We start from the raw sequence: 24,865 nt of genomic DNA on the forward strand, positions 1-24,865 counted from the left end.
CTATTTATTATTTCTTTTATACTTTCCCTTTTCTGCTCCCATAAGTTTTTTATAATGTTCCTTTACCACTACAGTAGGATGCTGGCAAAGATAAATATTAGTGCCGTTTTCCCGGAAATAAGGATTGTCAATGGTCTTCACCAACTCCACCTTTTCAAAAAATACAGGTAACATTTCATTGCTACCGTCTTCATCACCCGGATCATGATCCACCAAAATAAAATATTCCTTGGTCAAACTATCCGGTGACCAGAACACAAAACTTCCATTGGTAGAAATGGGCTGGGGAACATTAACACTTTTCCCATAGAACATCACTGCACCGGCCTGACCGTAATTATTGCAAAAGATATCTACATTATCCTTATTCTCCGGCCCCAAACCTTTATAGACACTTGCTACAGCTTCTCCCAATTCCTTCCATCCAGTCATATCAGCCATATCCTGTGGAATTTCATGGTATTCGCCATCTTCCCAGCGATGTGATGATTTGCCAGCGATATTTTCAGCACGCACAAATGGAATACCATCATAGGGAATCGATAAATAAAGTCCAGCAAACATTAAGACAAGCAAAAACACGGTAGTAGGTATTACCCATTTTCCAGTATATTTTTCTACATGGTAAGCCCCAAAAGCAAAAAGCATCGGATAGGCGCCCAGCGTATAGTAAGCCTTTCCGCTTCCAGCAATTAGTAAGAACACCACCATTAGAAATGTCAAACCAAACACTTGGAAAGTTCTTTCTTTAGGATGAAAAAGTAACAGGATTAATGCCATCAGCCAAAGCAGCAATGCTTGTGCATTCATCATCAACTGGGCAATCAAAAAATCAGAAATCCTCACATTGACCAGCTGGGTCTCCCTCAATGCTTTCATATGCATCATCACGGGCCAGTTGTGTTGATATTGCCAAATCAAATTGGGCAAAATAATAGCAATGGCCAGCAAGCAAGCCCAGAGAAAATACTTGTTCAGGTAAAGCTGACGATGTTTGCTTAAGGCCAAGGCTGGCAGAAAGCCTGAAAAGAAAAATACGATGGAATATTTATTCAAAAACCCCAAACCAAAGGTCATTGCCAACCAAAGCCAGTATTTTGGATCATTTCGATTAATCAACCTCAAAACAAAATAAGCTGACCAAAGCCAAAAAAAGTGATTAAAACTCACTGGTTGAAACAGGGAGTTGGTATGCAAATAAGCTGGAGAAAGCAGATAGGCCAGGCAAGCCAAGCACACAGCTTTCCATTTACCTCCCAGTTCTACTACCATCAAACCAACCAAGAAAACATTCAAAGCACCAATCAACGCTGGAAAGAAGCGCATAGCAAAAGTAGTGTGACCAAAGATTGTAGTGGCCAATTTTCCTATTGCTCCCACTAAGGGAGGAACCGCAATAAATCCCCAATCTAGATGTTCACTCTGTGCATAATACAGATAAGCATCCCGGTGCAACTCATAATGATCATAGGTCATAAAGTGCACCAATAGCTTTAGCAGTGCAAAAGATGCAATAAGGTAGATCAGGTTTTTCCTGTTAGAGAGGAAAGCTGTTTTTGTCATATATGGTTAGAAAGGCCTTCTATTTGGCAATGCATTACAAATCAACCCCCAATCTAAAACATATGCTCCAGTTATAAGCGCTTGATTATAAATAAATTTAACCATTCAATTTGCCCAAAATCATGAAAAAGCCTCTTCATCCCATAAGCCATTTTCTGTTGGCTTTGCTCTTGTTTGGAACATTAACATCTTGCTCAGATCAAGCTGACCAAAAACCTGTTGAACTGACATTGTCCTCTTCCCAACTTGATTTTGATGCAGATGGAGGCTCCAAAGAAATTGCACTTACTTCGAATTCACGTTGGAAAGCCCAAACTACTGTCGATTGGCTCTCTCTTCAACCGAGCAGCGGAAATGGAAATGCCATGCTCAAATTTACATCCACCAATAATGCTGAAATCTCCCCACGATCCACCACTTTGGAGATCAAAGCTGGAAGTATCACCAAAAGCGTCTCCATTTCCCAAGCAGCTTATGAACCTGAATTTCCCGATTATTATATTCCCGCAGACGCCAGCCAAATGCGTGACATCAGTAGTTTGGAACTGGCTCAGGAAATGGGCTTAGGCTGGAATTTGGGCAATTCCCTGGAGGCCATCGGCGGAGAAACTGCCTGGGGAAATCCATTGGTGAACAAAAACTTGATTGATGCGGTCAAGGAAGCTGGCTTCAACGCTATCAGAATACCAGTTGCTTGGAGTAAATTCTCCAACGAGGCTACCTATACCATCGATGAATCATGGATGAACCGGGTCGAAGAAGTGGTCAACTATGTACTGGAAAATGACCTCTATGCCATCATCAATATCCATTGGGACGGCGGCTGGATGCAGCCCACCTATGCTCAGCAAGATCAAGTAAACGAAAGGCTTTCTGCCATGTGGGTTCAGATTGCGCTGCATTTCAGGGATTATGATGATCATCTTCTCTTTGCTGGCACCAATGAGGTGCTGGTAGAAGGAGAATATGGCACTCCAACTGAAGAAAATTACACTGTCCAAAACAGCTTTAACCAGACTTTTGTAAACGCTGTGCGAGGCACTGGAGGCAGGAATACTTATCGCCACTTGGTGATTCAGGGTTACAACACGAATATTGACCACACGGTTAGCTTCGCTGAAATCCCTGAAGATGGGACGGCAGATCGCTTAATGATGGAAGTACATTATTATGACCCTTATGAATTTGCTTTGGATGAAAATAGTCCTGTCAGTCAATGGGGCAATGATGCAAGCAATGCTTCCAAAACAGCTGGGTGGGGCAATGAAGCACATGCCGATAACCAATACTCTAAAATGAAAACTTATTACATCGATCAGGGCATGCCCGTGATCTTAGGAGAATATGGTGCCATTTCCAAAACAGAGTTTGCTGAACATGAAAAATACCGGGAAAGTTATATTCAATACATCACCCAGTCAGCAATGGATCATGGATTAGTTCCATTTTATTGGGACAATGGTTTTACCGGAAACCATGGTTTTGGACTTTTTAATCGGGAGACTGGTGAGCAAGAATATCCTGATATCATCGAAAAGATCATACAGGCAAAAAAATAGAGGCTACCTCAAAATCACTGTCATAACGATCCCCTGCAACAAATTAGGGAAAGTTATCTTTTCAAACGTGCAAGAAGTCCACATAGAGATCGCTTCGCTCGTGATGACGCATTTAATTTTAGATAGCCTCTATTTGATTATATCAATTCTCTCCTTCTTTCTTGATCTTCGGCAGTTCCTTTTTCAGTGGGTTGCCATCCGTGTCAATTTCGATAATTTGATCAAAGCCAAGACTATCCAATTTATCGATGATCTTAGCCTTGTCACCCACCACAAACCAGTTTACATTTTCAGGTTTGACCACCTCTTCACTTACCTTCTTCACATCAGACAAATCCAAATTACGGACATTGGCATCATATTTTTGATAGTAATCATCAGGCAAATTATATTTCACCATATTGTACAGTGAACTGTTTACGGATGAATTGGTTTCCCACTGGCCAGGCAAGCCCAACACTTGATTGTTTTTAACTTTCTCCAACTCTTCCTCAGTAGCCGGTCGGGATGTTACAAACTCTGAAAGCTCCTTTTGCAATTCTTGGATAGACTCTGCTGATTTGTCCGTTTGAACTGGAGCATAAACCAGAAACGGTCGCTCATGTTCTGCATTCAAAACCAGACCAAAGGCTCCATAAGCCCAATGCTTGTCTTCTCTCAAATTCATATTGATTCTGGAGGTGAATTCACCACCCAAAATGTTGATCATCTGTTCTCGGGCGATTTCTGAAATATCGCCGTATTTATCGATTAGGTTACCGGCAATGATCACAGATTGTTGGGATTCTGGTCTGTCCATCAAATACAAGGTGTTTTTGGTATCCGTCCTTGGCTTATTGAAAGCTATTTTAGGAATATCTCCTTTTTTCCAATCTTTAAAAGCACTTTCCAACTTGGCCTTCAACTCACTCATTTCCACATCACCAGTGATTACCAAAGTCGCATTATTCGGCCTAATCCAAGTGTCATAGAAATTCACCATGTCATCTCTGGTCAATTCAGATACGGTATTTTCGTACCCTGTTCCTGTATAGGGATTGCTGTAGGGGTGGTTTTCTCCATAAAGAAACTTATTCATGACCCTTAAGGCCATCGGAACAGGTTGTGATTTCTCACGCATGATATTATTCAGTTGCTCTTGTTTCAACCGCTCAAATTCATTTTCGGCAAAAGCCGGATGTAGCACCACATCAGAAAACAGACTCAAGCTTTCGTCCAGTGTAGGCTTCAAGGTGGTCATGCTGACACTGGAGATATCTGTATCAGAGCCTGTTCCCAAACTGGCTCCTAACATTTGAAGCTTTTCGCTGATCTCAAGCGTGTTCATATTGGTGGTCCCTTCATCCAACAAGTTCATGGCCAATGCAGCTGTACCAGCCTTGGTAAGGTAATCCGCTTTATAACCTGCATCAAACATCAAGTTCATGGCCACGGTGGGCACTCCTTCACGCTTGGCCAAAATGATTTTCATGCCATTGGACAATTCTGCTTTTTCCAGATCAGGAAATTTGGAACTCTTAGGTTCTCCCAGAGGTGGCAAAGATGAGCGATCGACAGATCCTTCGCTGACGGTATAATCCGGAAATGGATTACAAACCAAAACATGTTTTCCTTGGCTTAGCCATTTTTGAGCGGTAGCCTGTATATCTCCCGCTGTTGCCTCTTCTACATATTGCAAAACAGTTTTGTAGTAGGAAGCATCTCCAAAATAAGTTTCATTGGAAGCCAGCACATCAGATACCCCACCAAAGCCTCCTATCCGTTCCAAACCTTTGATAAAATCGGCGAAGTAAGCGGCCTTCACCCGTTTCAGTTCTTCCTCGGTAGGCCCTTCCTCCACCAATCGATTGATTTCTTCCAACATCACTTTGCGAACTTCCTGTACATCCTTTCCTGGTTTGACATTAGCATAAGCTACAAAGCGACTGGCGATTTCAGAAGATGCCTGAAAAGCTTGCACCTGACTGGCCGTTTGATCATCATATACCAACCTTTTGTATAGTCGACTGCTTTTTCCACTGCTCAGCAAAGCAGAGATCAAATCGAAATGAATGTCTTCGCGGTCTCCAAACTGAGGCGTGTTCCAAACAAAAAGTACACGGCTTTCTGGTACCCTGTCCTCATAAACTTGGTAGGAATCTCTTGCATGAACTGGAATATTGACTTCCTGACGCTCTACCGTTTGTCCTGCTGGAATATCTCCAAAATACTTCATAACCCTTTGATAGATATCATCCGGTTCCACATCCCCAGCAATGGCAATCACGGCATTGGCTGCACCATAATAAGCCTTAAACCACTCATGCACATCCTCAACCGATGCCGCATTCAAATCCTCCATTTCACCAATCACCGTCCATGAATAAGGGTGGCCTTTTGGGTACATGGCTTTGGTCAGGTAGTTCCACTGCTGCCCGTATGGTTGATTTTCACCTTGTCGCTTTTCATTCTGCACCACCCCTCTTTGCTCATCCAACACTTCCTGGTCAATCACACCCAATAAGTGTCCCATTCGGTCAGACTCCAGAAAAAGCACTTGATCTAAAGCAGCAACAGGGACATTTTGAAAGTAATTGGTCCGGTCCGTGTTGGTAGTACCATTCACATCTGTACCGCCAATCCGCTCAATGGCCTGGAAATAGTCATCGTCAAAGTTCTCAGAACCATTGAACATCAAATGCTCAAAAAGGTGGGCAAAACCACTCTTGCCTGGCTTTTCATTTTTAGAGCCCACATGGTACCAGACATTCACTGCCACAATGGGTGCTTTGTGGTCTTCATAAACCAAAAGTTTAAGTCCATTCGGCAAAACATACCGTTCATATTCGATGTCAATATCTTCTGCTTTAAAGGTCTGGGCAGAGGAAGTAATGATCAAGCCCATGAAAAGTAATAGGGGTAAAATTGATTTTCTCATCTTTAGAAAAGGTTATGGTTATCAATGGCATAGGTAAACCTAATATAAAGAATAAGACGCTTGAAATCAGAATTTTACATAAAAAATATTACTAGTTAATACGTGAATTTTACTTTTTAATGGGAATCCAAATTTCTTCTTCAGACCGAGGGTCGTCATTTTTATATTTTTCCCCCATCACTGCAAAATGGGGACGGTCATCAATTTGGTATCCAGAGCTTGGCAGCCATTTCTGGAAGATGTGCTGATAGGTTTTTGGGCCTTCACTGGCTGGGCCACGATGGATAAAAATCGCATAGTTTCCTTCAGGTACAGTCAGGTGCTCCATTCCGTCGGAGGCTTTTGCCTTAGCATTTACTTTAACAGCTGCCCACTTCTCATAATAGACTGTTGGGTCAAAGGCATCAAAAAATCCTATAGGGAAAATCTCCAAAGAGTAAAGGGCTTCATCAAGAACTCCTTCGATTTCCATTTTTCTTGGCATAAAGGATTTCCAAAGCTTTACTGTCTGATTATTGGCAAAACTCATTTCCACACGCATTCCAATAAAATGACTTTTGGAAATGTTTATGATTCTTGGTGCTTGCATGGTTTAAAGCTGTGAAATTCTTATTCCAATAACAAGTAAGCATTACACCCTTTAAATGAAAAAAAGGTGAAACTTCCGTCTCACCTTTCATTAAAATTAGTTTTCTAAAGCTTCCATGTGTGATCTCCACTTTCCAGGAACCTCATCCATCGTAAAGACTTTCAATTCTTCTTGTTCTAGATTGGCAGTATTCCTTTCCAAAGTTTCATTCAAGAATTCTGTTTCCAACTTATACATTGCTCCAGTTGCAGGATCGATAATCAACATCCCTACAAGGCCTCCGATTAAGATATTGCCAAAATACCAGCCATCTAATTTGTATTCTACAGGAACAGTTTTGGTAGCATAGCCAGGCTGATCAAACTTTACAATATATCTAGCTCGGGAAAAATATCCATTGCTGGCTTTAAGCTTAATGTTTGCTGGAGTTTTCCCCGTGTAAATTTCCGTTCCTTTTTTGTCAGTAATCGAAATTTTAGCACCCATAGGAGTACTGTTAATTGAGATAGGATAACTGCTCTTGCTGAAAATACTCGCACAACTGGAAGCAGCCAAAATCATTCCTGATAATAAACAGGTAGTAAGTGTTCTTTTCATTGTAATTATTATATGTTGGTAAAAATTTATACAAACCAAAACAACCGAAAAAAGATATTTCTTTTATGTTTTTGATCAGTACATTTTGCAATATTACCCACTCACATTTTCTAATAAAATACCCCAGATAGGGTATTTTACCTTTTTCTGGTATAAAATAAATCACAATGATTTACTAGTCAGACATTTAATGAATGATTTTTACGATTACCTTTTTTAAGTATTTTATTGATCAATCTTTGCTCTAATCATCCATTTATAGAAATCACTTGAGTCTTTTCAGCTAGATGAGTTAAATTGTAAGCTGAATGAGAATAAAAACCCAATTTTAATAGATATGAAATTGATTAAAATGCTGCCATTGGCAGTTTTATTACTTTGTAATGTTTCTGCTTACGCCCAACTATTTCCTCATGGAGAAGGATTTACCAGACAGGACACCCTCCGCGGAAGCATCACGCCTGAGCGGGCCTGGTGGGATTTACAACATTATTCCCTCGACATCAAAGTAGTCCCTGAGCAACAATTTATCTCCGGTACCAATACCATCACCTATAAAGTCACCCAGCAAGCCAACCGTTTTCAAGTTGATCTGCAGGCACCCATGAAATTGGAAAAGGCAGTTCAAAATGGTGAAGAATTAAAAATTGAACATGATGGCAATGCCCATTTTGTCACCATAAAAGCTGATCAAAACATTGGTGAATCCTATGAAATCACGCTTCATTTTTCCGGCAAGCCTGTTGTGGCACAACGACCTCCTTGGGATGGCGGACTGACCTGGACCAAGGACAGCAATGGTCTGCCCTTTATTGCAAATGCCAACCAAGGCATCGGCTCCAGTGTCTGGTGGCCCAACAAGGACCACCCTTCAGATGAACCGGATAAAGGCGCAATCATCAAAGTAGAAGTTCCAGAAAACTTAATGGATGTTTCCAATGGTCGATTGATCAAGACGGAGCGAAACCGAAAAGCAAAAACTAAAACCTATACTTGGGAAGTAAAAAACCCTATCAATAATTACGGAATTAATATCAACATTGGTGATTATGTCCACTTCTCGGAAAAGTACCAGGGAGAAAAAGGTGAGTTGGACATGGACTACTATGTTCTACGTGAAAATCTCGACAAAGCCAAAGAGCAGTTTAAGGATGCGGTAAGGATGATGGAGGCATTTGAGCATTGGTTTGGACCTTATCCCTTTTATGAAGATGGTTATAAATTGGTGGAAGTTCCTTACTTGGGCATGGAACACCAAAGCTCTGTCACCTATGGTAACAAATATGGCAATGGATATCTTGGCCGAGACTTGAGCGGCACGGGTTGGGGACTGAAGTTTGATTTTATCATCATCCACGAATCAGGCCACGAGTGGTTTGCCAATAACATCACGAACAAGGATGTGGCCGATATGTGGGTGCACGAAGGATTTACAGCTTATTCAGAAAATCTTTTCTTGGACTATTTTTATGGCAAAGAAGCTTCCAGTGAATACGTAATGGGAACAAGAATGGCCATCAACAATGATCGACCAGTCATAGGCACTTATGATGTTAATTACGAAGGCTCAGGTGACATGTATTATAAAGGAGCCAATTTGCTCCACACCATTCGTCAGATTATTAATGATGATGAAAAATGGCGTGAAATCCTTAGAGGGCTGAACAAGGAATTTTACCACCAAACCGTCACTACCAAGCAAGTTGAAAGCTACATCAGTACCCAGGCAGGAACTGATTTATCCCCTGTGTTTGACCAGTATCTTAGAGATATTAGAATTCCGATATTTAGTTATACCATAAAAAATGGTACGCTGGCTTATCGATGGGAAAATACTGTCAACAATTTCAATATGCCCCTAAAGATATGGGTCAATGGCCAGGAAAAATGGTTGAAACCAAGCACCCAGTGGCAAACAGTTAAACTAGAAACTGCTGAAGCAAAAATAATTGTGGATAAAAACTTCTATGTGGCCAAGATGAATGTCATGGGTGAGTAATAAAATCCAAAGATCTCAAGCAAAAACAGTCGGTGTAATCTATACCGGCTGTTTTTTTTAGAATATCAAAGTCAACAGGTACGTCACCAAGGCCATAGCCAGCAATACTCCTACCACCAGCTTCACTTTTCTCAATTCCTGCTTTTCCTGAGCTTTTCTCCATTGTCTGAGCTCTTTGAAATTCTTTGCTGCCTCATCTCTATTTCCATTGAACCCACCGGCATAGGGGTTTTCACTCATGGTTTTGCGCTGAGTTCTTAGGTCCCGGTTATTTTGAAAAGATGCCTGACCTGATCTGGAAAATCCTGCTCCACCTGTCATAAACTAGTAATTTGTTTGCTTGGATTAAGATACTAAAAAATCTGAATTACCTTTTCAAGAAGCCCATTTCTGGAAAAGCTGTCCAAGAATATTTACTGTTTCTTTGGAGGCAAGATTAGGCTTCAGCGCTGTATCGGATATTCCGGAAACAACCCTCGAAATATTGTGGTCTACTTCACCTTTTTTTGCCCAAGTGTTGGATTTAGCAGCGGTGAGGTAAACGGAAAAATTATGGTGCCCTGAACCAGGTCTTTCACCGATAATGTGCAAAATACTCTTGCAGGTATCATCTTGCTCACCAAATAGCACTTCACCACAAGCATAACCGGCACGCACCCGACCATGACGGATCACGATGTTTTGATCTGCAACCTGATAGCCACTAACTGCTAAGTCTTGCTTGAGTTGTTTCAAAAAAGCATCCAGATGTCCCTGATCCATTAAGGCTCTTGCATTGAGCCCATCAGAAATAACAATCTGCACATTGGGAACATTTTTATCCCACGAAGATTTCAAAGAGCCCAGCTGCGCTAAAGCCTTCTTACTTAATTCTTCGCCAGATTCAGGGTGATAAACATAATCCTTTCGGTCTTTGGAAAGGGTGATAATTGGTATGGCAGCTGGAATTCCCTTTACAAAGCTGTCAGGCATCTCGGTCCACAAACTGACTTTGGCATCCTCGTATAAACTGACGACTTGATTGGCCAGTTGAGGCTCCAACTCCCAAATATTTTCACCATAACCTTCAGCTATAGGAACTCCCCTTTCGCGTATGGCTACAATCGTCCTTTTTCCATCCGCATAGATTTCCTCTCGGCTTCTTAAATCACCTTTGGCCAAGCAATATTGGTAATAAACCCAAACCGGATCTCCAAAATGAACTGTGGGTTGATTGTCCGAACCAATCACGCCAATGCGCTTGAAGAAATCCCACATCGCATCATTTACCTTATAGCCAAATTTCTCCCTAACGCGAACATGATCGCTAAATGAAGTGGTCAAATAGCTAAGCATGGGATCATTTTTGGTAGGCAAAGCCATCAAATATGCTGGATTGGCCGGCATAATCTCATCAATACACCATTCTAGGTCTTCCAGATCCACATCCATATGCAAAGTGGAACACACATCCAAACCAATGCACAGCCCATGCAGTTTCCCCATCAACGTATCCTCCAAACAGCACCGTACCAATTGTTCCTTCGATTTAAAAACTTCCGGACCGATAAACCCTGCCACATCATTCACATGTACCCAAGGCTGTTGCTCAACTGTTTTCCCTTCACCCAATTTTTCTTTTAATGCTCTCACAAAACCGTATTTTCTGGATTCATGCAGCACCATATCGAAGCCTTTCCCATGGCCATTGGTAAAATCTGCCCCTTGGCCAGTTTCAGCATAAAGACCATATTGACCATTTCTCTTGGACATATGCTCCAGCATCTTATCGATGGTCACATCAAAAGTTCGGTTGGCATCGTCCGTCCCTGCCAAACTTTGGAACCAAATCCCGGTGGTTCCGGCTTGCTGTTCTTCCACTTCGGCTTGCACATCGATATGAGAAAGCACACAATTGGACATGGTATGCTCCAAACCAAAAGTGACCAAAATATCAAATAAAGCCTTTTCTATCTTAGCTACAGAGTCTACCTCACTGGAAACAGGGTTTGTCCCCAACACCAAATCACCCACGCCATAGGACCAAGCATCAAAAACCTGCCAAATAATATCCTCAGGATTATCTGTTGGAGAATTGGGTTGAACACGGGCACTCATATATCCTTTACTTCCAATCTTGCTATTCGGAAGGGGATTGAAGATTTTCTGGCTCGCTTGTATCAGTTCTTCATTGCTCATCAACTTCACCACACAGCCAATCACATCACTGCTCAGCCCCGGCATGATGGCTTTAATATCCACTTCATTGGCCGCTAGTAAAAATTCCTTCAGATCACCTACTGTCCAATTCTCCAAGGACTGCCTTTGACCCTCTTCGGTAGTTTCCAAAATCAAATTATACAGTTCATCTTGATAGATACTATGGGCATTGATATCCTGAAGTCGCGTATTGGCCAAAAGCTGTCGGGCATGTTTTCTACTGGCTTCATCTTTGGCCGCAATGCCCAAAGTAAGATCACCTTCTTTGAACTCATTGGCAGCGCCGATCAGTTGACGATAAAGATCAAGATCAAAATTTCCCTTTTTTCGAATGACATAGCCAAAAAGGTCCTCTTCACTTTTGGGGGGTGAAACCTTTACAGAAAGAGGTGAAATTTTAGTATTGCCCAAAGCAAAAGCATCCATGCCTCCAAAAATCAACATGGATGAACTTAACATTCCCGATCTTTTCAAAAACTCTTTTCTAGTCATACCAGCTATACTTGTTTACTGTTTATGGTAAATCCAGGAATTTTGGGCAAAGGAATTTATACATCCCTTTTGGATACATAATATAAACATATTAGGTGTCAGTGCATAGAATAAAAAGTACAAAAACTGATATTTGCGGCAATTGATGCAAAACTGGTTAGAAATTAAACTTATAGTAAAAATCCATTTTCATCCTTTATAGCTGATGGAATATCAATGTCATCAATCATCTCTCTTAAGTCAATTTCTATTCCACGGGAAATAGAAGTAATCGGTACATCATTATAGGTTCCTTCAAATGGATTTTCAGAGTAATCTCCTATTTTTTCCATCAGGAAGAAAACCCAAATCAGCAAGGCTGAGATAAAAGGTCCAGCCCAATAAATCCAAGACTCGCTATGATTGAAAACATTCAGTAATCCAAAAGGGACAAAGGCACAAAAAACAAATGTAAGCCACACCGCTGTAGAAGCATATTGCCGTGGAAATGGGAAATTTTTGATCCGTTCAGACTTTCCTTGATCTTCATAAAAACTCCTTAGTAATTGGTGGAATTCCATATGTCTAAAATCCTCGAAGTAATTCAAATCTTTTAACTCCTGAAGTCTTTCTGCCTGAATGCGCATAATCTGGGTGGCTGTATTGGTTTTACCTTCCACCCTGTCCAATTCCGCTTTTGAAATATATTTGGAGAGCTCTGATTCTAACTTATCCGTATAATCTTCACAAACTGTGGGAGCATAAAGCTCATTCAAACGCTGTCGCTGATGCTCCCATTCTTTGCTCAATCGAAGCTGATGTCTCAAAGCAACCAACCAAGCAATATGTCGATAGATTAATTCTTTTTTTATCTTTTCATCACCTTCTCCTTGTACAAAAGCAACCGCAGCAGCACCAAATGTCCTACTATTATTGACGATGCTGCCCCATATCTTTCTTGCTTCCCAGGTTCGATCATATGAACTGTTGTTTTTAAACCCTAGGTAAAAAGCCACTGCTATACCAATTATACTGATAGGCTGCCAAGGAATGGCAATATCCACTTTCAGAAAGTAAAAAAGTAAGTAAATAACCATTGAATAGATAAACCCTAAGATAAATGGCTTTTTGGACCAGTTGAAGGTCATCCAAAAGCTATAGTTCCTTTTTATATACATCGCGTTTTAATTTTATCATTAGCTTATTTACCTCAATAATAATAACCATAAATCCTAAATTTTCAGCTATTTAAGCTTTGATATCTAGTTACAAAAAGAGCTTGCCCCGGTTGGAGGCAAGCTCTATGAAGTATTCTGTTTTTTTCTTTCAAAAATTTAATAAGCCATTTCCACGATTTTCTCCACATCCTCAGGATTCAGGTCTTTATGTTCACCAAGACCTAACCAACCTCTTTCTGTAAACCGCCGAGCTATCTCTTTTGCTGTATTTTCATAATCAGAAACATATGCGGAGAGTTTGGTATCAATACCTAAAGACTGAAAGAATTCATCAGTTTTGCTGATCCCAGCTGTGGCTTTTTCCTCTATTGTTCCTTCTGTGATGCCCCAAACCCGCTCCGCGTACTGAGCGATCTTTTCTTTCTTTTTTTCAAATCCATACTGGTAATGGCTAGATGCCAAGATCGCCAAAGTCCTCGCATGGTCAATGCCATACAAGGCGGTCAATTCATGACCCATTGCATGGATGGCCCAATCGGTAGGTACTCCCTTTTGGATCAAGCCATTCAAGGCCATGGTGCAGCACCACATAAAATTGGCAGCAGCTTCATAATCGCTAGGATCATTCATCACCCTTGGTCCCACTTCAATCAAAGTCTGTAAGATCCCTTCTGCAAAACGGTCCTGTAAGTATGCTCCTGCAGGATAAGTCATGTATTGCTCCAACACATGGGTAAATGCATCTGTGATGCCATTGGCAATTTGTCTTTCTGGAAGTGACTTTATCACGCTTGGATCAAGGATGGAAAACTGTGGAAAAAGGCCAGGGCCTCCCATGCCCAGTTTTTCCTTGGTTTCTTTATTGGAAATCACCGAACCGGAATTGGATTCCGAACCTGTCGCTGGAATGGTCAATACGGTACCAAATGGCAAACCTTTTTCTGTTCTGATTTTATTGGCCAGAATATCCCAAGGCTCCTTTCCATCATACAAAGCAGCGGAGCTTAAAAACTTGGTCGCATCTATCACTGACCCTCCTCCTACAGCCAGCATAAAAGTGATACTTTCTTTCTTGATCAACTCTAATGCCGGCAACAAACCGTGATATTCAGGATTGGCAGGAATGCCTCCAAATTCAACTACCTCAAAACCTTTTAAGGCCTCCAAGACACTTTCGTAAATACCATTCTTTTTGATACTTCCTCCTCCATAGGTCATTAAAACCTTTGCTCCTTCAGGAATTTCACCAGCCAGCTTACTGATCTGACCTTTTCCAAAAATGATCTTTGTTGGATTTTTAAATTCAAAATTCTGCATATTGATTCAATAGTCTTTTATCAAATTCTTATCATCACATTTTTAACCCATTGGGTCAATTCTAATAACAATCTAGGAATTGATTAGTTCATAAGAAAAAGTCCCTTACTTGGGATATTGTTTCTTTGCCCACGCGATAACTTGAACTCCTGGTGAATATTGTTTTAGGTTTGGAGCAGAATTCAAGAGCGACTTAAATTTCGGGTAATTGAAATTTATTTCATTCATATCGACTTCGTAAATAGGCCATTCAATATGATGAATATCAAACTCGTTTATTGCTTTATCTGTATCCTGAAAAAGTACATATCTTTCCGTTAACCATTTTTCCAGCTTTGTTTTTTCCGCTTTTGGATCTTCTATTTTAAACGTTAGATGAATAAAATCATTAGATACCGAATTATTGTTAATGAAACTTCCATTATTCCGTTTTATCTTGGAGTATCGATATGGTAAGTCAGATAGAAACTTGGCAACATGGCATGAAATCAATTTACCCCCTTCAATACTCAAAAAGTAGACTCCAGGCCTTCCCCTATACCTCACATAGGTTCTAATATTCAATTCATGGAAATTAGAAATCGGTGGAAATGAAGGCAAATTTCGTGTTCGAATTCTTTCCATTGTAAATGCTACTACTGAAACCCAAGCCTCATTTTCAAATAAATCAATTTCTAAATCTTCTGGGACTAAGTTTTTCAATTGATTAACATCTACTTTCCAATGCAGAAATATCGCATTGTTCCACTCTTGATAATAACTCCAATTGCCCTCGGGCAATTTAAATGTCCGATGCTCTACATTTTTTAAGATTTCTGTAATACGCATTATTAAATTAAGATAAAAAACAACCCGCACTTTCGATGCGGGTTGGAATTATAATTGATACTTACAATGGGTTACTTGCTACTCAAAATAAGGATATTTGCCCTTTCCCATCATATCATCGGCAATCTGTCTTCTTAGCTCCTTAGTATTGACTGGATCCATTTTGGTAAATCGCTTTAACCCCATCAGCATGACTTTTTGCTCATCTCCAGAAGTAAATGCTGCAATGGCTTCCTTACCTGCCGCATTGATTTTATCCACCGCTTCTGAGAGATACACCTGCACCATAGCAATCTGCTGCTTGCAGGCTGTCTCACCTTGAATTCCCACACGCTTTTCTGTCCTTAACAATGCTGACTCTACGGCATAAATCTCAATCATAATATCAGCTAAGTTCATCATGATTTCCTGCTCCTCTTCTATCTTGGCTTGCAGCACCATCGCTGCTTTTCCTCCAATCATAAGGAACACTTTTTTCAACTTCTTCAAAACATCTTTTTCCGCAGCAAATAATACTGAAGTGTCCACCATTTCAAATGAAGGTACAGATGTCAATTCATCAGCCACTGCCATGGCCGGCTCAAAGAGATTGACCTCTCCTTTCATGGCCCGCTTCAAAAGCATCCCAACCATCAACATGCGATTGATTTCGTTGGTCCCTTCATAAATTCTGGAAATCCGCGCATCTCGATAAGCCCTTTCCATCGGCGCATCTGCTGAATAGCCCATGCCTCCATACACCTGAACACCCTCATCCACCACATAATCCAATACTTCAGAGCCATGTATTTTTGCAATCGCGCATTCCATGGCAAACTGCTCCACTCCTTTCAATTTGGCTTGGTTCACTTCCATGCCATCACCTATCAGCGCGTCGATACGGTCTTCTATATCTTGCCCTAATCGATAACACAACGATTCACTGACATAAGTCTTGATCGCCATTTCTGCTAGTTTGGACTTTATGGCTCCAAAAGTATTGATAGACACACCAAACTGTTTTCTTTCTGAGGAATAGGTCAGCGCATTTTTGATCACTTGTCTACAACCTCCCAACACACCAGCTCCTAGTTTTACCCTGCCAATGTTAAGGATATTCACCGCGATCTTAAATCCGTTTTGACGGTCAGATAGCATGTTCTCCACTGGCACCTTACAATCATTAAAGAAGACCTGACGCGTTGAAGAACCTTTGATACCCATCTTCTTCTCTTCTTCATTCATGGTGATCCCACCAAAGTCCTTTTCTACAATAAAAGCGGTCAGATTTTTATCATCCTCAATCTTTGCAAAGACTATAAACAAGTCCGCAAATCCACCATTTGAGATCCACATCTTTTGTCCATTCAGTAGATAATGCTGACCATCAGCAGTCAAAGTCGCTTTGGTCTTGCCACTATTCGCATCAGAACCCGCATCTGGCTCCGTCAGACAATAACAAGCAGCCCATTCGCCAGTGGCCAGTTTGGGCAAGTACTTTTGCTTTTGCTCTTCCGTTCCGTAAAAGAGAATGGGCAAAGTACCGATCCCAGTATGTGCACCATAAGTGGTGGAAAATGATCCCGCAGCACCAATGATATCCGCTATCAACATGGAGGTATTGAAACTCATCCCCAAACCTTGATAAGATTCTGGCACAGAAATGCCCAACAGTCCAAGTTCACCAGCCTTTTTCAAAATACCAGGAACCAAGTCCGGATTTTTCATGCTGTCAATTTCCTCTATGTGCGGCAATATCTCCGTATCAATAAAATCCTGACAAGCCTGTGCCATCATGCGTTGCTCTTCCGAGAATTCTGCCGGAATAAAAATGTCCTTGGCAGCAGTGTCCCTAACGAGAAACTCCCCACCATTTATGCTGTCTTTTTTTGTTGTTTCCATTGTATTTTAGATTTTAGATATAAGACTTTAGACACTAGACCAATTAGTTTTCAAACTTTAGAATCAGTGAATAAAGCATCTTTTGTAATTCATTGACTTCTTCTGATAGTATATTAAAATCATTACTTTCAATAAATTTGAGTTCTTTTGCAACAATTAGTTGAGTTTCCAACTCACAAATAGATCCGTGAGAAACAACCAAAAATTGAGCAAACTCCCTATCACTTTTTCTACCAGCTCCCTCTGATATATTGGAAGGGACTGAAATTGCACATCTTCTAATTTGAGATGTTAAACCAAACTTTTCTTCAGAAGGAAAAAATGCTGAAATCCTGTATATTTCTACGGTCAATTTCAATGATCTTTGCCATACTTTAAACTCTTTGTAGTTATGCATAACACAATTGTTTTAGTTAAAAAATAATGTATCCTGTTTGAAAATTTATCTGAAGTCTATCGTCTCGAGTCTAGTATCTATTTTAACAATTCAACCACTCCAGCTACGCCTTGGCCGCCGCCTACACAGGCAGTCACTAGACCGTATTTTTGTTTTCTTCTGCGGAGTTCATTGATCATTTGCACGGTGAGCTTGGCACCTGTACAACCCAGCGGGTGTCCCAGCGCAACCGCTCCTCCGTTGACATTCACCATGTCAGGATCCATATCCAATGAACGGATCACTGCCAAGGCCTGAGCAGCAAATGCCTCATTCAATTCCACCAGACTGATATCATTCATGCTCATTCCTGCTTGCTTCAAGGCTTTGGGTACCGCTTCTTTTGGACCTATGCCCATAATCCTTGGATCAACACCTGCCACAGAATAGCTTACCAATCTCGCCACAGGCTCCAAATTCAACTCCTTGACCATTCTTTCGGACATTACCAAGGCAAAAGAAGCTCCATCAGAAGTTTGGGAAGAATTACCCGCTGTGACCTGACCTCCTTGTTTGAAGGCTGGCTTTAGCTTGGACAAGGCTTCCATATTTGTTCCCGGCCGCGGACCTTCATCCGTATCCACTGTATAGGTCTTTTTCTTTCTTTTTCCAGATTCATCCACATAGGTTTCTTCCACTTGGATCGGTACAATTTCATCTTTGAACCTGCCTTCCTTTATGGCACTGATTGCCCTTTCGTGTGAGGTCACCGCAAATTGATCAGCATCTTCTCTCGATATATCATAATCCTTGGCCAACTCTTCGGCCGTCAAACCCATGCTGAGGTAATAATCAGGGTGCTCGGTAGCAATTTTCCAGTTAAGGGCGGTTTTGTAGCCCATCATGGGTACCATGGACATGGACTCTGTTCCACCAGCAATGATACAATCGGCCATTCCTGCTTTGATTTTGGCCGTGGCCAGGGCAATGGCTTCCAAACCTGATCCGCAATAACGATTGATGATAAAACCCGGAACTACCTTTCCCAAGGCCATCAGGGAAATCATCCTTCCCATTTGCATGCCTTGTTCTGCCTCAGGCACGGCATTACCCACGATCAAATCATCCACACGGCTGGGTTCCAAACCAGGTGTTTCCGCTAATAAATGTTTGATCACATCCGTGGCCATATCATCTGGCCGATAAAAGCGAAATCCACCCTTTTTGGCTTTTCCCACTGCTGTCCTATATCCATTAACTATGTATGCTTCCATGTCGTTTTGTTTTAAATTTTATTCGTTTTAAAGAATAAAGACCAAAGACGAAAGAATCAAGATTGGGATTCTACCTTCGATTTCAGTCCATTAATCATTCTTTGAATTTCTATAAGATTGTTTTCAAGGGAAGAAGATTTCTCTTCAGATATAAGCCCTACCCTTTTGCTTATTTCTAATTGAGTTTCGAGTTCGTAACTCTCACCTAAACTTGTTTCCAATGATTTGCAAAAAACTTTCTTAGATGACTTTGCACTGCCTTCCGCAATGTTGGAAGGAATAGAAACACTTGCTCTCCTCATTTGAGAAACTAATCCATACTTCTCCTCATTCGGAAATTCATCCGTTGAAAAGTATATGATTACAGCAAAATCTACTGACTTTTGCCAAACTTTTAGATTTCTAAAATTGTGCATTTCATCTATTGTTTTGGTTAAAAAATTGTCTTGTCTTTTTCTTTATTCTTGGCTCTTTAATCTTCTTTAATTCCTTAGAGGTTTCCCCTTAAACAGAATGCTGTGGATTCTTTCCAGGGTCTTTTTCTCTCCAGTCAAGCTCAAGAAAGCTTCTCTTTCCAGGTCCAACAAGTATTGTTCTGAAACTTCGGTAGGCTGTGAAAGATCACCCCCACTCATCACCCAAGCCAGTTTTCTTGCAATTTTAGCATCATGGTCTGAAATATAGGCACCATACTGCATTCCAGTGATACCTGCTTCAAAGTAAGCCAAGGAAGTTTTGCCTAGTACTTTGATATTGGTTTGCTGCGCTGGCTGTGTGTATCCCTCATCATACAATTCAATCACTTTAGCTTTGGCCTCTGCCAATTGACGCTTCCGGTTGATGGTGATACCGTCTTTATCCTGCAGGTATCCCAAAGCCATGGCCTCATGAGCTGAAGTGGATACTTTTGCCGTGGCTATATTCATAAAGGCTTCCTGTAGCCTGTTCAGCTCCACATCACCTGAATGGATGTTATTGGAAAAACGCAAAGTCATTTCTTTGCTTCCACCACCAGCAGGAATAACGCCTACGCCAAATTCCACCAAGCCCATATACAATTCTGCATGAGCCTGTACCGAATCTGCATGAAGGGACATTTCACATCCACCTCCCAGAGCCATATTATGAGGGGCTACAACTACTGGCACGGCACTGTACCTTACCCGCATCATGGTTTTCTGGAATTGAGCGATCATCATATTGATCTCATCAAATTCCTGATCACCTGCATACATAAAGATCATGGCCAAATTGGCTCCAGCCGAGAAGTTGGCTCCCTCATTACCGATCACCAATCCTTTGTAATCTTTTTCTGCCATAGTGATGGCTGTATTCATCCCTTCAATGACTTCTGCACCGAGGGAATTCATTTTAGTATGGAACTCCAAACCGATCACACCATCTCCCATATCATATATGGTTGATCCGGCATTGCCCCAAATCTTTTTGTTTCCTGCCTTTAAAGTGTCCAAAAGGATCAGCTCTTGCTGTCCTGGAATATCTTTATAGGACTTGGAAGGAATGTCATAATACTGGCGGTTGCCATTTTCTACGCGATAGAAACTGTCATGCCCTGCTTCCAACATTTCATACACCCACTCGGCGGGCTTTTGATCTGCCACTTCCATCTTTTCAACTGTATCTTTCACTCCGAGGATATCCCAGTTTTCGAATGGCCCATACTCCCAACCAAAACCTGCACATACTGCTTGGTCAATACGGTAAAGTTCATCGGCTATCTCTGGAATCCTGTTGGAACAATAGCGGAAGAGGTCATAGAAGGTTGTGCGATAGAATTCCCCAGCTTTGTCCTCAAAGTTCACCAAGAACTTAATCCGCTTTTTAAGATCATGAATATCTTTGGAACCTTCCAGTGCCTTGAATTTTGGTTTCTCAACCGGCTTGTATTCTTGCGTTTCAAAATCAATTTCCTTCAACTCCTTGCTACCATCCTTATGGCGAATCATGTGAAAAAAGCCTTGTCCGGTTTTGTCTCCCAGCCACTTTTGGTCACTTAAAAACTGAACAATCTTGGGTAGCTTGAACTGATCTTTGGATTCATCATGTTGAAGGGCTTTGTTCAGGTTATTGGCTACATTGACCATGGTATCCAAGCCCACCACATCCATGGTTCGGAAGGTGGCCGACTTTGCCCTCCCAATTACCGTTCCTGTTAATTTGTCCACTTCTGACACGCCCAAGCCCATTTTTTCGATGGTGTGCATGCTGGACATGATGGCATACACCCCTATTCGGTTCGCTATAAATGCCGGCGTATCTTTACAAAGCACGGTTTCCTTACCCAAATAACGATCACCATATTCCATTAAGAAATCGATGATTTCTGGCTTGGTTTTAGGACCTGGGATAATCTCCAGCAAGCGCAAATACCTAGGGGGATTGAAAAAATGTGTCCCACAGAAGTTGCTTTGAAAATCCTCACTTCTGCCCTGACACAACATTTGGATGGGAATCCCAGATGTGTTCGAAGTGATCAAGGTGCCTGGTTTACGGTGCAGTTCTACTTTTTCGTACAAAGATTGTTTGATATCCAATCTTTCAACCACCACTTCGATTATCCAATCATAATCTTTGATTTTGGCAAGGTCATCTTCAAAATTGCCTGTGGTAATTCTCGAAGCAAAATCCTGATCATAAATGGCAGATGGTTTGGCTTTCAAGGTCTTTTCCAAAGCCTCATTGACCAAGCGGTTGCGGACAGCCTTGTCTTCCAAGGTCAATCCTTTTTTGGCTTCGGCTTCATTGGGTTCTTTGGGCAAAATATCCAGCAAAAGTACCTGTACGCCAATGTTGGCAAAATGACAGGCTATCCTGGATCCCATAACTCCTGAACCTAAAATGGCTACTTTCTGAATGGCTCTTTTCATTTGATTTTAGTTTATTTTCAATGGTCAAATGGAACCTCGCAAATTACAGCTGCTCCTCAAGAAATGGTCTGCATTATGCTTGGTTACATAGAAATGTTTTTTAGAAACCCTCTATTGAGAGTCTATTGACTTAAGTTGTTCTTTTTCGATAACTTGGTTGATTTTCTGAAACACACCGAAGAATTTTTCCAGTTCACGCTCACTGACCACTTCCCGTATGGAGTGGTTAAAAGCTTGAATGGTTTCGATGGATTTTTCTTTTTTCCGCTTGCCTTCAGGGGTCAAAAAAATGCGGACCGATCGCTTATCAGAAATGTCAGGCTTTCTACAAATCAGCCCTTTTTCTTCCATGGATTTAAGCATGCGGGTAAGGCTCCTGGCTTCCAAGCCCATCAATGGGGCAATTTTGGTTGCCGGCGTACCTTCCTTAGAATTGATATTGATGAGTACAAAACCAATCGATGTGGTGAAGCCCTCATCAACTGCCTTTTGGTTGTACATGCGTGAAATGGCATGCCAGGCAGTCTTGATATGGAAATCGACGGTTTCTTCAGGTTTCATACTTTTGGGTTATGCTTTACTAGCTTAACGTAAGATAGAAAAAATTTCGTATGCATGCATACTATTTATTGTAAAAATATTCCAAGAAGAATTTTCTTAATCCTAAAGCAAATTCTGGGTATGTATGATCTGGGAAGGCTTACTAAACAGGTCTATTTATCGGAAAGAGCCCCAAACATTTTTAATGCCTGAGCATTTGATTGCTGTGTCTGGCGAAGTACCAAATCTTCAACTCTTTACAGTGACCTATCCTAAAATAGGTTGAGCATATCAAAGCAACCTTTCCAGTCTCCCTTTTCGCTTCACAATGTTTTTGTAATCCCATTGAATTTTTTGGGATTTTTCAAGCCATCGCTTCAGGTCTTCATGATTGATTTCTTCTAATTCAGTATACCTTATTTCAGCTGCTTTAAATTTTCCCTCAGGGGTCAACTTCAATTCTTCAAAAGACTGCCCACTCCAAAACAATAATCGGATTCCTCCTTTCAATTTGCTGTAACCTACTATTGGGTTTCCCTCCAAAAACCAAACTGGATGCCGGTGCCAAATTTTACTTTCTGCTTCGGGAAGATTGGCTTCGATAATTTCAAATAAACAGTCACAAATGGCTTGGTCCTCTTGGGTCTGTGTCCCATGATAAGCTTTGATGTCATTCTTCATACGGCTGACAGTTACAATTTCACTCAAAATCTAATTCAAAACGATCCTATTGAGCAAGGAAAACGATTACAGCGTTTTAACCTCCTATCCTTGGGCCTATCAAAAGTAGTAAGGCACTAAAACTTACTTCCTACTTTCAAACTTTGAATGCATAAACAACAGCTGATAGGCAATGGAGTTTTTCCAATAGTCTCCATTGTGCACACCTGGTCTGGCTGTAAAATCGTGGGGAATGTTACGTTGTTCCAGTTTCTCATGCAGCCGCACATTCGCATCATAAAAGAAGTCATGCACCCCGCAATCAATGATGATGTCCAAGCTTCTTCCATCCAACAAATGAAGCATATTGATAACAGTGTTTTTTTCCCAAACCTCTTTGTTTTCCGCATAGGAGCCTAGTCTTTTGGCAATGTCCCAATTTAAGGGAAAAGGCAGGATGTCAACACCACCACTGGTACTCCCAGCTACACTGAAAGTCTCCTGATGTCTAAATCCCAGGTACAAGCCCCCATGGCCTCCCATACTCAAACCAGTAATCCCTCGATAGTTTCTATCTGCTTTGGTAGAATAGTGTTCATCCACCCAATTAACCAACTCCGAAGACACAAAAGTCTCATACTGCATTTTAGGGTCTATAGGACTGTCGTAATACCAACTGGTTACTCCAGCATCGGGACAGACTATGATCATGCTGTAGAGGTTCGCAAAATACTGTAAATCGGCAATCCCTGACCAAGATGTATAGTTGCCACCAGCTCCATGCAAAAGATAGACAGTAGGGTAAGCGAGCGACTCATCATAATCAGAGGGAGTAAAAAGTAAATTGGGAATGGTCTTTTCCATTTTTTGGCTATAAACCTGTATGGTATCTGTCTTGGCTAAAACCAAGCTACTAAAGGCCAAAACAAAACTAAAAATAAGTGAAATCTTTTTCATGCTGGGAAATTTATTCAAGGTCAATTGATTTGTTAATCTTCCTTGCAATTAAAAGAATCTTTAGGGAACTAACAGTAAAAATTTTTAGAACGGTAAATATGATCAATTCGGCACTATTTTTCAATCAGGACTTCCCTAGCTCATTCACTTTCTTTTTCAAACTTCCCAATTGCAAAATTCAATTTGATGTAGAAAGCACTGGGATCAAATTTTGGGGCATTGGAAATGATCAGGTCTTTCCGAAGGTCTGGATTAAAATTGCGACGCAACTTGGTCACGCTAGAGTAAACATTCAGCATATAGCCTACCTGAAGGCCCATCCGGGAATAAACACCGATTTGGGTAGTGGGCTTCAAAAAGGCTCCTAAAATCTTATCTGCATTGATACTAAAATTCAATCCAATGTTACGCTGATACATAAAGCTGGTATTCATGCCGCCCATCAAGTTCTCGCCAAAATCAGTATTAAGATCTGTGGCAATCATGTCCAAAGAAGTGGAGCCATAATACACGCCGATTTTAGGATAAAATCTCCAGTCCTTGATGTTGCTATTCTTCCAATGATATTGAAAACCTCCAGTGACGTGAATGGGCAAATAACGATAGTTCACAAAGTCATTGTTGTATCGTTTTTTGTTTAGGTTAAACTCAGTCTCTGCAAAAAAGCCCATTCCTGACATCGCCACATAAGAAACACCTCCTCCTAAGGTAGCTGTTTGCTTATCAAAAGTCTGGTAACCTGCATCAGCAAAGTATTGATTCAATTCCGTGTAAGGTTGATTTTTGAAACCTGCAGAAATGTAAAAGTCTGTAAAGTATATTTTATCCTGGGCCATTGATGAAGCCTGTATGGCCAACACCAAGATCAACATCAAGAATAATTGCTTTGTCATCATATCTTTCTTTCTAAAAGGCATCGCTTAGATCAAGCATCACCTCAAAACTTCGGCCACCCTTTAGGCACAAATTTAAATTTATCCAATTTTATTTGTTTTCAGCACCTTTCTTATTGATTTCATCAGAAGCTTTATTAAAGTTTCTCAAAAAGTAATGAAAAGATGATCTAAGCAAT

General features: G+C 41.0%; 20 protein-coding genes. 2 read left to right on the plus strand and 18 right to left on the minus strand.

From position 1 onward, the window contains the following. The gene (locus tag JL001_RS05815) at positions 1-1,563 is read right to left on the minus strand and encodes a glycosyltransferase family 39 protein (RefSeq protein ID WP_200975200.1); all 1,563 of its coding nucleotides are present in this window, start codon (positions 1,561-1,563) and stop codon (positions 1-3) included. A 122-nt stretch (positions 1,564-1,685) separates the two neighbouring features. Between JL001_RS05815 and JL001_RS05820 the strand changes: the two genes are divergently transcribed. After that, the gene (locus JL001_RS05820) at positions 1,686-3,122 is read left to right on the plus strand and encodes a cellulase family glycosylhydrolase (RefSeq protein WP_200975201.1); all 1,437 of its coding nucleotides are present in this window, start codon (positions 1,686-1,688) and stop codon (positions 3,120-3,122) included. Positions 3,123-3,264: 142 nt separating this feature from the next. Here the strand turns inward: JL001_RS05820 and JL001_RS05825 are convergent, their stop codons facing one another. The 3 genes from JL001_RS05825 to JL001_RS05835 form a co-directional block, all read right to left on the minus strand. Beyond that, positions 3,265-6,039, minus strand: coding sequence for a pitrilysin family protein (locus JL001_RS05825; protein WP_200975202.1), 2,775 nt, complete (start codon positions 6,037-6,039; stop codon positions 3,265-3,267). 109 nt (positions 6,040-6,148) lie between these two features. Beyond that, complete coding sequence (locus tag JL001_RS05830) at positions 6,149-6,628, minus strand: GyrI-like domain-containing protein (protein WP_200975203.1); 480 nt, start codon at positions 6,626-6,628, stop codon at positions 6,149-6,151. A gap of 96 nt (positions 6,629-6,724) precedes the next feature. Further along, entirely contained in the window at positions 6,725-7,225 is a 501-nt protein-coding gene (locus tag JL001_RS05835; protein ID WP_200975204.1) for a hypothetical protein, read from the minus strand. A gap of 337 nt (positions 7,226-7,562) precedes the next feature. Here JL001_RS05835 and JL001_RS05840 point away from each other — a divergent pair, with 337 nt between their 5' ends. Then, positions 7,563-9,224 carry a M1 family metallopeptidase gene (locus JL001_RS05840; protein WP_200975205.1) on the plus strand — a complete coding sequence of 554 codons (1,662 nt, stop codon included), beginning with the start codon at positions 7,563-7,565 and terminating at the stop codon, positions 9,222-9,224. Positions 9,225-9,281: 57 nt separating this feature from the next. Here JL001_RS05840 and JL001_RS05845 read toward each other — a convergent pair whose 3' ends face one another. From JL001_RS05845 to JL001_RS05910, 14 genes are all read right to left on the minus strand, one after another. After that, positions 9,282-9,545, minus strand: a complete 264-nt coding sequence (locus tag JL001_RS05845; protein WP_200975206.1) for a hypothetical protein — start codon at positions 9,543-9,545, stop codon at positions 9,282-9,284. A gap of 54 nt (positions 9,546-9,599) precedes the next feature. Further along, entirely contained in the window at positions 9,600-11,915 is a 2,316-nt protein-coding gene (gene eutB, locus JL001_RS05850; RefSeq protein ID WP_200975207.1) for an ethanolamine ammonia-lyase subunit EutB, read from the minus strand. Positions 11,916-12,085: 170 nt separating this feature from the next. Next, positions 12,086-13,072 (minus strand): bestrophin family protein, encoded by a 987-nt coding sequence (locus JL001_RS05855; protein ID WP_200975208.1) that lies wholly within the window; start codon positions 13,070-13,072, stop codon positions 12,086-12,088. A 156-nt stretch (positions 13,073-13,228) separates the two neighbouring features. Continuing rightward, a complete protein-coding gene (locus tag JL001_RS05860; protein ID WP_200975209.1) occupies positions 13,229-14,389 on the minus strand; it encodes an iron-containing alcohol dehydrogenase in 1,161 nt (386 codons plus the stop codon). Positions 14,390-14,494: 105 nt separating this feature from the next. Beyond that, positions 14,495-15,217 carry a YqjF family protein gene (locus tag JL001_RS05865; protein WP_200975210.1) on the minus strand — a complete coding sequence of 241 codons (723 nt, stop codon included), beginning with the start codon at positions 15,215-15,217 and terminating at the stop codon, positions 14,495-14,497. A 78-nt stretch (positions 15,218-15,295) separates the two neighbouring features. Beyond that, on the minus strand, positions 15,296-17,098 hold the full coding sequence (locus tag JL001_RS05870) for an acyl-CoA dehydrogenase family protein (RefSeq protein WP_200975211.1): 1,803 nt from the start codon (positions 17,096-17,098) through the stop codon (positions 15,296-15,298). A 43-nt stretch (positions 17,099-17,141) separates the two neighbouring features. Beyond that, positions 17,142-17,495, minus strand: coding sequence for a four helix bundle protein (locus JL001_RS05875; protein WP_200975212.1), 354 nt, complete (start codon positions 17,493-17,495; stop codon positions 17,142-17,144). Positions 17,496-17,572: 77 nt separating this feature from the next. After that, complete coding sequence (locus JL001_RS05880; RefSeq protein WP_200975213.1) at positions 17,573-18,748, minus strand: acetyl-CoA C-acyltransferase; 1,176 nt, start codon at positions 18,746-18,748, stop codon at positions 17,573-17,575. Positions 18,749-18,804: 56 nt separating this feature from the next. Next, on the minus strand, positions 18,805-19,164 hold the full coding sequence (locus JL001_RS05885) for a four helix bundle protein (RefSeq protein ID WP_200975214.1): 360 nt from the start codon (positions 19,162-19,164) through the stop codon (positions 18,805-18,807). A gap of 66 nt (positions 19,165-19,230) precedes the next feature. Beyond that, entirely contained in the window at positions 19,231-21,636 is a 2,406-nt protein-coding gene (locus tag JL001_RS05890; RefSeq protein WP_200975215.1) for a 3-hydroxyacyl-CoA dehydrogenase/enoyl-CoA hydratase family protein, read from the minus strand. Between the two features lie 111 nt (positions 21,637-21,747). Further along, positions 21,748-22,197 carry a MarR family winged helix-turn-helix transcriptional regulator gene (locus JL001_RS05895; protein WP_200975216.1) on the minus strand — a complete coding sequence of 150 codons (450 nt, stop codon included), beginning with the start codon at positions 22,195-22,197 and terminating at the stop codon, positions 21,748-21,750. A 270-nt stretch (positions 22,198-22,467) separates the two neighbouring features. Further along, on the minus strand, positions 22,468-22,857 hold the full coding sequence (locus JL001_RS05900; protein WP_200975217.1) for a DUF1801 domain-containing protein: 390 nt from the start codon (positions 22,855-22,857) through the stop codon (positions 22,468-22,470). A gap of 123 nt (positions 22,858-22,980) precedes the next feature. After that, a complete protein-coding gene (locus JL001_RS05905; RefSeq protein WP_200975218.1) occupies positions 22,981-23,793 on the minus strand; it encodes an alpha/beta hydrolase family protein in 813 nt (270 codons plus the stop codon). A gap of 140 nt (positions 23,794-23,933) precedes the next feature. Beyond that, positions 23,934-24,689, minus strand: a complete 756-nt coding sequence (locus tag JL001_RS05910; RefSeq protein WP_236252726.1) for a hypothetical protein — start codon at positions 24,687-24,689, stop codon at positions 23,934-23,936. Positions 24,690-24,865: the final 176 nt, after the last annotated feature.

Origin of the sequence: Echinicola sp. 20G (assembly GCF_015533855.1) — a bacterium.
In the GTDB taxonomy this organism is placed as follows: domain Bacteria; phylum Bacteroidota; class Bacteroidia; order Cytophagales; family Cyclobacteriaceae; genus Echinicola.

Coding starts and splice junctions, on each gene's coding strand:
- JL001_RS05815 (WP_200975200.1), bottom strand. CDS start 1,563: ATGACAAAAACAGCTTTCCTCTCTAACAGGAAAAACCTGATCTACCTT.
- JL001_RS05820 (WP_200975201.1), top strand. CDS start 1,686: ATGAAAAAGCCTCTTCATCCCATAAGCCATTTTCTGTTGGCTTTGCTC.
- JL001_RS05825 (WP_200975202.1), bottom strand. CDS start 6,039: ATGAGAAAATCAATTTTACCCCTATTACTTTTCATGGGCTTGATCATT.
- JL001_RS05830 (WP_200975203.1), bottom strand. CDS start 6,628: ATGCAAGCACCAAGAATCATAAACATTTCCAAAAGTCATTTTATTGGA.
- JL001_RS05835 (WP_200975204.1), bottom strand. CDS start 7,225: ATGAAAAGAACACTTACTACCTGTTTATTATCAGGAATGATTTTGGCT.
- JL001_RS05840 (WP_200975205.1), top strand. CDS start 7,563: ATGAAATTGATTAAAATGCTGCCATTGGCAGTTTTATTACTTTGTAAT.
- JL001_RS05845 (WP_200975206.1), bottom strand. CDS start 9,545: ATGACAGGTGGAGCAGGATTTTCCAGATCAGGTCAGGCATCTTTTCAA.
- eutB (WP_200975207.1), bottom strand. CDS start 11,915: ATGACTAGAAAAGAGTTTTTGAAAAGATCGGGAATGTTAAGTTCATCC.
- JL001_RS05855 (WP_200975208.1), bottom strand. CDS start 13,072: ATGTATATAAAAAGGAACTATAGCTTTTGGATGACCTTCAACTGGTCC.
- JL001_RS05860 (WP_200975209.1), bottom strand. CDS start 14,389: ATGCAGAATTTTGAATTTAAAAATCCAACAAAGATCATTTTTGGAAAA.
- JL001_RS05865 (WP_200975210.1), bottom strand. CDS start 15,217: ATGCGTATTACAGAAATCTTAAAAAATGTAGAGCATCGGACATTTAAA.
- JL001_RS05870 (WP_200975211.1), bottom strand. CDS start 17,098: ATGGAAACAACAAAAAAAGACAGCATAAATGGTGGGGAGTTTCTCGTT.
- JL001_RS05875 (WP_200975212.1), bottom strand. CDS start 17,495: ATGCATAACTACAAAGAGTTTAAAGTATGGCAAAGATCATTGAAATTG.
- JL001_RS05880 (WP_200975213.1), bottom strand. CDS start 18,748: ATGGAAGCATACATAGTTAATGGATATAGGACAGCAGTGGGAAAAGCC.
- JL001_RS05885 (WP_200975214.1), bottom strand. CDS start 19,164: ATGCACAATTTTAGAAATCTAAAAGTTTGGCAAAAGTCAGTAGATTTT.
- JL001_RS05890 (WP_200975215.1), bottom strand. CDS start 21,636: ATGAAAAGAGCCATTCAGAAAGTAGCCATTTTAGGTTCAGGAGTTATG.
- JL001_RS05895 (WP_200975216.1), bottom strand. CDS start 22,197: ATGAAACCTGAAGAAACCGTCGATTTCCATATCAAGACTGCCTGGCAT.
- JL001_RS05900 (WP_200975217.1), bottom strand. CDS start 22,857: ATGAAGAATGACATCAAAGCTTATCATGGGACACAGACCCAAGAGGAC.
- JL001_RS05905 (WP_200975218.1), bottom strand. CDS start 23,793: ATGAAAAAGATTTCACTTATTTTTAGTTTTGTTTTGGCCTTTAGTAGC.
- JL001_RS05910 (WP_236252726.1), bottom strand. CDS start 24,689: ATGATGACAAAGCAATTATTCTTGATGTTGATCTTGGTGTTGGCCATA.